Annotated in this window: 1 protein-coding gene and 1 pseudogene; one reads left to right on the top strand and one right to left on the bottom strand. The window is 52.1% G+C overall.

Annotation, left to right across the window (positions count from 1 at the left end):
* A pseudogene (gene tnpA, locus J9892_RS22100) lies at positions 1-260 on the bottom strand (IS200/IS605-like element ISAs26 family transposase); the annotation flags it as partial.
* A 57-nt stretch (positions 261-317) separates the two neighbouring features.
* On the opposite strand from tnpA, the gene J9892_RS22095 reads away from it, so the two are divergent.
* The coding region (locus tag J9892_RS22095) for an RNA-guided endonuclease TnpB family protein (RefSeq protein WP_210539025.1) at positions 318-876 on the top strand (559 nt) is incomplete at its 3' end.

Genomic DNA, 876 nt, shown 5'->3' with positions numbered 1-876 from the left:
GTGACCGCCTTTAACGAGTTCACCAGTACCGATAGCTGCACCGTTGGCGCGTACTCTATCAGCATGTGAACATGATCAGCCTCTCCGTCACACTCTTTCAGTTCCGCACCAAAATCTCTGCAAACCTCTGCCGCACACTGACCGAATGAAGCGTGATGCAGATCCCCCAGTATCGGCTTTCGATACTTGGTAATAAACACCAAATGTACGTGCAAAACGTAGGCCGCATGGCGTGATTTATTAATTTTAGTGAATTGCATTCTGTCACTCAATCGGGCTTAATAGATATGGCAATAATGCTACACACTGAGCGCTAAATGCAAATTCTGAAAGCCTACAAGTTCCGACTCGAACCGACAGCCCAACAAGCGCAACGCCTGCGCCAGTTGGGCGGTTGTGCTCGTTATGTCTGGAATCACGGGCTGGCAGAAACCAAACGCATTCTGGATGCTGGCGAAAAACTGCCTTCTGCCTTTGAGCTGAACAGGATGCTCACCAGTTGGAAGAAAGACCCAGAAATGGCCTTTCTGGCCGAGGCATATACCGACAACCTCCAGCAGAAGCTCAAGGATTTGCATGGCGCGTGGATGCGCTGCTTTGATAAGAAACTCGCCGCCAAGGCACCCGTATTCAAGAAAAAAAGCGACAACCGCGACGCTATCCGGTTCGTCAACTTCGACAAGTATTGCCGCCTTGAAAAGGGTCGCGTGAAGCTGCCTGCCGGGCTGGTGTGGGTCAAGTTCCGTCAGTCCCAGCCAGTTGAAGGGAAAATTAAAAACGCGACCGTCAGCCAAGCAGCCGGGCACTGGTATATCTCCTTTCAGGTCGAGCAGGAGACGTCCGAGCCAATTCACCCCTCCGGCTCAATGGTCGGGC

The sequence above is a fragment of the Aeromonas sp. Prich7-2 genome, assembly GCF_017939255.1.
In the GTDB taxonomy this organism is placed as follows: Bacteria; Pseudomonadota; Gammaproteobacteria; order Enterobacterales; family Aeromonadaceae; genus Aeromonas; species Aeromonas caviae.
Note: the sequence above shows the minus strand (reverse complement) of the source record. Positions and strands in the feature narration are given on the sequence as shown.